The sequence below is a fragment of the Kribbella monticola genome, assembly GCF_003261635.1.
In the GTDB taxonomy this organism is placed as follows: domain Bacteria; phylum Actinomycetota; class Actinomycetes; order Propionibacteriales; family Kribbellaceae; genus Kribbella; species Kribbella monticola.
On sequence record NZ_QFXK01000031.1, the window covers coordinates 554,615 to 561,729 of the forward strand.

General features: G+C 69.0%; 6 protein-coding genes. 2 read left to right on the forward strand and 4 right to left on the reverse strand.

All coding sequences use genetic code 11. The features are described 5' to 3' along the window. Nucleotides 1-127 precede the first annotated feature (127 nt). A complete protein-coding gene (locus DIZ26_RS22060) occupies nucleotides 128-949 on the forward strand; it encodes a DUF72 domain-containing protein (protein ID WP_232828514.1) in 822 nt (273 codons plus the stop codon). A gap of 265 nt (nucleotides 950-1,214) precedes the next feature. Here the strand turns inward: DIZ26_RS22060 and DIZ26_RS22065 are convergent, their stop codons facing one another. Together DIZ26_RS22065 and DIZ26_RS22070 are read right to left on the reverse strand one after the other, a co-directional pair. Beyond that, nucleotides 1,215-2,054 (reverse strand): ABC transporter permease, encoded by an 840-nt coding sequence (locus tag DIZ26_RS22065; RefSeq protein WP_112244402.1) that lies wholly within the window; start codon nucleotides 2,052-2,054, stop codon nucleotides 1,215-1,217. Then, nucleotides 2,051-3,025, reverse strand: a complete 975-nt coding sequence (locus tag DIZ26_RS22070; protein WP_112244404.1) for an ATP-binding cassette domain-containing protein — start codon at nucleotides 3,023-3,025, stop codon at nucleotides 2,051-2,053. Before DIZ26_RS22070 ends, DIZ26_RS22065 begins: the two co-directional genes overlap by 4 nt. A gap of 153 nt (nucleotides 3,026-3,178) precedes the next feature. Here DIZ26_RS22070 and DIZ26_RS22075 point away from each other — a divergent pair, with 153 nt between their 5' ends. Then, nucleotides 3,179-4,429 (forward strand): MFS transporter, encoded by a 1,251-nt coding sequence (locus DIZ26_RS22075; protein WP_112244406.1) that lies wholly within the window; start codon nucleotides 3,179-3,181, stop codon nucleotides 4,427-4,429. A 4-nt stretch (nucleotides 4,430-4,433) separates the two neighbouring features. Here DIZ26_RS22075 and DIZ26_RS22080 read toward each other — a convergent pair whose 3' ends face one another. Beyond that, nucleotides 4,434-5,591 (reverse strand): hypothetical protein, encoded by a 1,158-nt coding sequence (locus DIZ26_RS22080; protein ID WP_112244408.1) that lies wholly within the window; start codon nucleotides 5,589-5,591, stop codon nucleotides 4,434-4,436. Nucleotides 5,592-5,708: 117 nt separating this feature from the next. Beyond that, nucleotides 5,709-6,179 carry a hypothetical protein gene (locus DIZ26_RS22085; protein WP_112244410.1) on the reverse strand — a complete coding sequence of 157 codons (471 nt, stop codon included), beginning with the start codon at nucleotides 6,177-6,179 and terminating at the stop codon, nucleotides 5,709-5,711. Between the last annotated feature and the right edge of the window lie 936 nt (nucleotides 6,180-7,115).

The window sequence follows — 7,115 nt, forward strand, 5'->3', positions numbered from 1 at the left end:
GGCACCTCCCGGCGTACGTCGGCTCCCTTCGGCGGTCTGGTGTGCCCATTCGTCCAGCGCCTGTTCTCGCCGCCTGCCTTCCTCGGTGGGTGGTTTCTGGGGGTGGGTGTCGGGACACTGGGGGGTTGTGGAGATTCGGATCGGGACGTCGGGGTGGCTTTATCCGCCGTGGCGTGGGGTGTTTTATCCGAAGGGGCTCGCGCACCGGCGGGAGTTGGAGTATTTGTCGCGGCAGGTGAATTCGGTCGAGATCAACGGCTCGTTCTATTCACTGCAGCGGCCGGAGAGTTACCAGCGCTGGCGGGCGAGCGTTCCCGAGGATTTCGTCTTCGCCGTCAAGGGCGGCCGGTTCATCACGCACATGAAGCGCCTGCGCGACGCCGACACCGTACTCGCCAACTTCTTCGCCTCCGGCCTGCTCGCGCTCGGACCCACCCTCGGCCCGATCCTCTGGCAGACCCCGGCCAACCTCCCGTTCGACCCGGAAATACTCGACACTTTCCTAGCCGCACTCCCCCGTACGACGGGCGAAGCGGCCATCCTCGCCGCCAAGCACGACCACCGGCTCGACGGGCGCGCGTTGACCGAAACTGACGCCGATCGCCCGCTCCGGCACGCCATGGAGGTCCGGCACCCTGGTTTCGCGGACCCCGCCTTCACCGAACTGCTCTGCAAGCACGGCGTCGGATGTGTCATCGCGGACACGGCCGGTACCTGGCCGATGTTCGACCAGGTGACCGCCGACTTCGTGTATGTCCGCCTGCACGGCGACGAGGAGCTCTACGCGAGCGGCTACACCGACAAGGCTTTGAAGCGGTGGGCCGAGCGGATCCGCGGCTGGGCCACCGACCACGACGTCTATGTGTACTTCGACAACGACATGAAGGTGATGGCCCCCAAGGACGCCATCAGCTTGCTCCGCCTCCTGGACATCACCCCCAGCACCTGACAAACGAGCCGCATCGACGTACGAGGGTGGTCTGGAGAGGCGCGCCGTCGACGAGCCGAGCAATCGGCGTACCAGCGCTGGCGGTTGACGCTGAACCGAACAATCGGCGTACCAGCGCTGGCGATTGACGGTGAACCGAGCAATCGGCGTACGAGTGCGGGGCGGCTGGCGCGCGACCGGGCGGGTTGGCGCGCGCGTGAGACGAGCAGTCGGCGTGCGTGGGCCGCGGTTGGCGCGCTGTGCGCGGCGCCAACCGCGGCAGGGGTTAGCGGGAGGTGGCTCGGCGGTACTTGTTCACCGCCAGGGGCGCGAAGATGGCGATGATGACGGCGCACCAGATGAGGCTCAGCCAGACAGGGTGCTGGGCTGGGAATCCGTCTGGGCTTGCGAATGGCGACGGGTTGCCGAAGAGGTGGCGGCAAGCCGCGACGATCGAGGAGATCGGGTTCCACTCGGCGACCGGTTGGAGGGCACCCGGCAGGTTCGGGGTGGGGACGAAGGCATTCGAGAGGAACGTCAACGGGAACAGCCAGATCAGCCCGGCGGACGCTGCGACCTCCGGACCGCCCACCGACAACCCGATCAGCGCACCCACCCACAACATCGCGAACGCGAACAGCAACAGGATCGCGAACGCCGCCAGCGCCTGCCCGATCCCGTTGTGCCAGCGCCACCCGACGATGAACCCGCAGATCACCATCACCAGCATCACGAACGCGTTGAACACCACGTCGCCGACCACCCGCCCGGCGATCACCCCGGACCTTGCCATCGGCAACGACCGGAACCGGTCGATCAGCCCCTTCGACATGTCGTCGGCCAGCCCGACACTGGCGGACGCGACCGCGAACGCCATCGTCTGCGCGAAGATGCCCGACATCAGGAACTCCCGATACGCACGAGCACCGGGAAAGCCCGGGATCGGGATCGCATTGCCGAAGACGTACGCGAACAGCAACACGAACATGATCGGCTGGATCGTCGCGTAGATCAGCATGTCTGGCGTCCGTGGGATCCGCTTGAGGCTGCGCCAGGCGAGCACCCCCGCATCGGACACCGCCCGGCTGAACGGGCTCACCTTCGCCGGCGTACCGGTTGTGCTCATGACTCCACCTCTTCCGCGGCATGGCCGGTCAAACTCAGGAACACGTCGTCCAGCGTGGGCCGCCGCAGGCCGACGTCGGCGATCCGGATTCCGGCGCCGTCGAGGGTGCGGATCGCTGCCACCAGCGCGGTCGAGCCGCCCGGCGCCGGGAGCGTGATCCGCTTGTTGTGCTGGTCGAGCGTGGTCGCATCCGGATCGGTGACCTCGAGCGCGGCCGTCAGCAACTCCAGCGCGCGAGCGGTCTCGCTCGGGTCGTGCACCACGATCTCGATCCGCTCGCCGCCGACCTTCGCCTTCAACTCGTCCGCCGTACCACGGGCGATCACCGATCCGTGGTCGACCACGACGATGCTGTCGGCCAGTTCGTCGGCCTCTTCCAGGTACTGCGTGGTCAGCAGGATCGTGACTCCCTCGCTCACCCGGTCGCGGATGATCTGCCACAGGTCCAGTCGGCTGCGCGGATCCAGCCCGGTCGTCGGCTCGTCCAGGAACAGCACTTTCGGATGCGCGATCAGCGAACCGGCCAGGTCGAGCCGGCGGCGCATACCGCCGGAGTACGTCTTCAGGATCCTGTCGGCCGCGTCGGTCAGGTCGAAGGTCTCCAGCAGTTCGTCCGCCCGCTGCTTGGCCTGGCTACTGTTCAGCCGGTAGAGCCGGCCGAACATCCAGAGGTTCTCGCGGCCGGTGAGCAGTTCGTCGACCGCGGCGTACTGCCCCGAGAGGCCGACCAGCCCACGGACCGTGTCCGCCTCCTTCACGACGTCGTGGCCGAGCACCCGGGCGCTGCCGGCGTCCGGAGCCATCAGGGTGGTCAGCACACGGACCGCCGTGGTCTTGCCCGCGCCGTTGGGCCCGAGCAGGCCGAGCACGCTGCCTTCCGGCACCTCCAGATCGATCCCGTCCAGCGCCTTGACCGAGTTCTTCCTGGACTTGAACGTCTTCACGAGGCCTGTCGCCTCGATTGCGGCCATCCGAGCCACCCCTTCCGCTGTGATGCAGGTCATCTTGGCGGATGGCGCCGACAGTCTCGAAGTCTTTTCGCTAGCGGGAGACTTGAGCCTCATAAACTCAACTTTGTTGCCATTGAGTCGACAGCGCTCAAGTTTGCGGTTTACCGTCGCTGGATGAAGCCCGGAATCCTCCGCCATCCCGAGTTCCGCCGCTTGTGGACCGCCGACCTGCTCAGTCAGCTCGGCAGTCGCCTGGCGATGACCGCGGCCCCGCTGCTCGCTGTGATCACCCTGAACGCCAGCACACTGCAGGTCTCCGTACTGCGAACCTGTGAGACCGCAGCCTGGCTAGTGCTCGGACTGTTCGCGGGAGCCTGGGTCGACCGGATCCGATGCCTCCCCGTGCTCATCTGGTCGGATCTGGGCCGCGCGCTGCTCTATGGATCAATCCCGGTCGCCGCCTGGTTCGGCGTACTGACGCTGACGCAGCTGTACGTAGTACTGGCGCTGTCGGGTCTGCTCACCGTGCTGTTCGACGTGGCGCACAGCTCGTATCCGCCGAGACTGCTCGCCTCAGACGAGCTGCTGCCTGCCAATGCCAGGCTGGCTGCCAATCACTCGGTCGCTGCGGTGGTCGGTGCGGGAGCGGGTGGGTTCCTCGTCCAGTGGCTGACTGCGGCCGTCACGCTCGGCCTGAACGCGCTCAGCTTCGTCTGGTCCGCACTGTGGCTCCGTTCGATCCGTACGCCGGAACCTCGGCCGGCGCCGGCCGAACGCCCCAACCTGCGGCGGGAGATCGGGGACGGCTTGCGGTACGTGTTCCGGCATCCACTGCTCCGGCCGATCGCGCTGACCACGAGCAGCACGTTCTTGTTCCAGTCCGCGAACAATGCGGTGATGATCGTCTTCCTGGTCCGGGAGGTTCACCTGCCCCCCAGTGCGATCGGCTTGCTCAGCATGATCGGACTGCTCGGCGCACTGGCCGCATCCTGGTTCACCGAGCGCCTCAGCAACCGGCTCGGCGAGCCGCGCGCGATGGTGCTGGCCTGCGTCGGGATCGGTGTCGCCTTCGTGCTCCAGGCGCTGACCGGCCCGGGTTGGCGACTGACCTGGTACGTCGTGTCGGTGCTGCTCGCCGCGATCAGCATCATCGTCTGCTACATCCTGCAGTCGAGCATCCGCCAGCGCCTCTGCCCGCCCGAGCTCCAGGGTCGCGTCAGCGCCACGATGAGCTTCGTTGCCTGGGGCGTCGCGCCGATCGGCAGTCTGCTCGGCGGCTTGATCGCCACCGCCTTCAGCCTCCGCACCACCCTCTGGCTCAGCGGCACCGGCGCCCTCCTAGGCGCCGGCTTCGTGCTCCTCTCCCCACTCCGAACCCTCCGCCACCTCCCAACCCCAGCAACCCCAGCCCCACCTCGCACCTGAGCTCTCAGTCGGAGGTGATTTGGGCGGAGCCGACGAGGACCTCGACGTCGAGGGCGGCTCGGCCGCGGCCGATCTCGACGTCCTTGGACTGGCCGTTGACCGCGCCGGTCCAGGTGACGCGGCCGAGCTGCGCCTCGGTGTGGACGCGAACGTCCGAGCCGCGGCGGAGATTGACGGTCGCGGCGCCCGACTCGACCCGGACCCGCGAACGGCCCTTGGTGATCTGCGCATCGAGCGTCGCCGTACCGGCTTGGACCAGGACGTCGATCGGTCCGTCGACGTCGGTCACCTTCGCCGTACCGGCAGTCACGCGGACCCGGCTGAGGCCGGGCAGCCGCTCACCGACGACGCTGCCACCGGTGACCTCGATCTCCACCTCCAGCATCGGGTTGACGCGGATCCACAGCTCCTTGGCGAGACCGTTGACGTGCGACTTGAGGTCGGTCGGGTTGCGCAACATGCTGAACCCGTCGATCGACACCCCCATGTCCCCTTCGCTGCTGATCGCGAGCGTGTCCCCGTCGCGCTTGATCACGTGCGGCCCGTCGACGGCGACACCGTTGATCGCCGGCTCCCCGATCAATCGGACCCGACGGCCAACCGCGCGCACCGTCACCCGCCGTACGCCGGAAGGCACCGGCACGTTGCTGTGGTCAGCCTCTTCTTCGTCCCCGTCCGCTGGGGCCTCTTCCACGACGGTGTCCTGTACGGCGGCGTCGCCCTCCACCGTGTCCTGCACAGCAGACTCATCCACGACGCTGGGCTGCGGAGCGCTCGGAGCCGGCGTACCGGGCTGCGGGGCGCTCGGGGCCGACGTACTCGGGGGCGGCGTACTGGGCTGCACGCCGGCGACGTCCGGCGAGTCGACGACCTCGGCCCACACCGAAGGCGAGGGTGCATCACTGCCGGCCGATGGAGCGGGCGACTCCGTACCAGCCTTCGGCGCCTCGGCGGCGGTCGGCTTCTCGGCAGCCGTCGGCGCCTCAGCCGCGGTTGACTGCCCAGCGGTCGACTGCCCAGCGGCGGCGGTTGGGCCGTCGGTGGCGGTGGGCTTCGCGGCGGCGGCGATCAGGGTGGCCGCCTCGTCGCTGGACAGGTGGCCCTTGGCGACCCGGTCGAGGATGTCCTTCACGCGGCGGTCGTAGTCGCTGTGGTTGCTCATGTCCTCCAGTCCAGCACCCGGACGGGTCCAAACCAATAAGGGATGCCCCCGGACCTTCCCCGCCACCGCCCGGAGACCTGCTCCAAGCAGTTGCCTACTGGGCCGCAGTACGCGCACTCATGAGGCTGGACGGAACGTGCGGGTCACTTCCTCGAACACCGAGTGGCTCTGCTCCCACTGGCTGTCAGGCGTCGACCAGTACAGCCCGTACGCCTGGTGTGGGCTAGTCACCACGCCACGGATCACGACGTGCTGCCGGCCGGAGCGAGCGGAGTAGGTGAACTCCCAGTCCGCGGCCTTCTCGAAGTAGTCGACCGCCTCGATCCGGATCCGGCGGTAATCGGCGTACCCGTCGCGTCGCGCCTGCTCCTGCTGCCGCCAGTCCGCGACCGGGTCGGCCTTCGGCTGGTCGGTCTGGTCGATCAACAGCAGACGCGCACCACCTGGTTCGTGGAACGACACCCGCTGACCGTCGCGCGTCCGGGTCCACCCGGCCGGTACGGCGAGGGAGAAGCCGGTCGCGTCGGAGTACCGAACGAATCCCGCCGGCAGCGACGCCGTCGGCGATGCCTGCTTAGTCGGCCGCACCGACGGCGTACTGCTCGTGGTGGCAGCCGAACTGGGCTTGGTCGACGAGACACTGCTCCGAGTACCCCCACTCGCCGGAGCCGTCGCAGACCCCGTACTACGAGGCGCTCGCGTGCTCGTAGTACTCGGTACTCCGCTCGGCTTCTCGTCCCCACTCAGCCGCACAATCGCCCAACCCAGCAACGCACACGCAACCAACACCACCCCAACCACCACCCCACGCGCCCTCCCCGAACGCACCGCAGGCTGCCTCGCCGCGGAAGCCGACCGCCCTGCACCCCCACCAAGCCCCGACTCAGACTCGGTTCGCGATGCGGGGTCCGACCCCCTCCCGGAATCCGGTTGCGCGGCAGGAGCGGGCCCCAAGCCGGAAACACGCCGCCCGGAAGAATCGGGCGACTCGGCGACGGTGCGCCCGGGCGACTCGGCGGGGGTGCGATCGGGTGACCGGGGCGCCGCGACGGGCGCGGGCGCCTGGGTCGCGGTGGGATCGCGGTGCTCGGCGGGGTAGTGGCTCTCGGTGCGATCGGGGCCCTCGGTGCGGTCGGGTGACTTGGCGGAGGTGCGCTCCGGCGCCCCAGGCGGCGCGACAGACGCGGGTGCCTGGGCCGCGATGGGATCGCGGCGCTCGGTGCGATCGGGTGGGTCGGCGGGGTTGCGCTCCGGCGACTCAGCTGCCGCGGCGGGCGCGGATGCCTCGGTGGCGGTGTGAGTGGGGCTCTCGGTGCGATCGGGTGACTGGGCGGGGGTGCGCTCCGGCGACTCGGGCGCCGCGGCGGGCGCGGATGCCTCGGTGGCGGTGCGAGTGGGGCTCTCGGTGCGATCGGGCGATTCGGCGGCGGTGGGATCGGGTGACTCGGCGGAGGTGCGCTTCGGCGACTCCGGCGCCGCGGCGGGCGCGGATGCCTCGGTGGCGGTGCGAGTGGGGCTCTCGGT